This window comes from Pedococcus sp. 2YAF34, assembly GCF_052114585.1.
Lineage (GTDB): Bacteria > Actinomycetota > Actinomycetes > Actinomycetales > Dermatophilaceae > Pedococcus.
Map to the genome: position 1 here is coordinate 1 of NZ_JBFRFA010000077.1, position 1019 is coordinate 1019.

The window sequence follows — 1019 nt, forward strand, 5'->3', positions numbered from 1 at the left end:
ATGGGATCCGTGCGTGTCGCCATCGTCGGCGTCGGCAACTGCGCCAGCTCGCTGGTGCAGGGAGTCGAGTACTACAAGGACGCTGACCCCTCGGGCACCGTCCCGGGTCTGATGCACGTGCAGCTCGGTGACTACCACGTCAGCGACGTGGAGTTCGTCGCCGCGTTCGACGTGGACGCCAAGAAGGTCGGGTTCGACCTGTCCGAGGCGATCAACGCCTCGGAGAACAACACGATCAAGATCGCCGATGTGCCCCCGACCGGGGTCACCGTGCAGCGCGGTGTCACCAACGACGGSCTSGGCAAGTACTACCGCCTGACCATCGAGGAGTCCGACGCCGAGCCGGTGGACATCGTCCAGGTCCTCAAGGACAAGCAGGTCGACGTCCTGGTCTCCTACCTGCCCGTCGGGTCCGAGGTGGCGGACAARTACTACGCCCAGTGCGCCATCGACGCCGGGGTCGCGTTCGTCAACGCCCTGCCGGTGTTCATCGCCTCCGACCCCGAGTGGGCCGCGAAGTTCGAGGCCGCCGGGGTCCCGGTCATCGGTGACGACATCAAGTCCCAGGTCGGGGCGACCATCACCCAYCGGGTCATGGCCAAGCTGTTCGAGGACCGCGGGGTCACCCTGGACCGCACCTACCAGCTCAACGTCGGCGGCAACATGGACTTCAAGAACATGCTCGAGCGCGACCGCCTGGAGTCCAAGAAGGTCTCCAAGACCCAGGCCGTCACCTCGAACCTGACCGGTCCGCTGGCCGGCAAGATCGAGGACAAGAACGTCCACATCGGCCCCTCGGACTACGTCCAGTGGCTCGACGACCGCAAGTGGGCCTACGTGCGCCTGGAGGGCCGCGCGTTCGGCGACGTGCCGCTGAACCTGGAGTACAAGCTCGAGGTCTGGGACTCCCCGAACTCGGCCGGCATCATCATCGACGCCATCCGCGCCGCGAAGATCGCCAAGGACCGCGGCATCGGCGGCGCGCTGCTGTCCGCGTCGTCCTACCTGATGAAGTCCCC

At 66.3% G+C, this 1019-nt stretch carries 1 protein-coding gene; it reads left to right on the forward strand.

From position 1 onward, the window contains the following. On the forward strand, positions 1-1019 hold a 1019-nt coding region (locus tag AB4Z02_RS18915), incomplete at both ends, for an inositol-3-phosphate synthase (protein WP_441972902.1).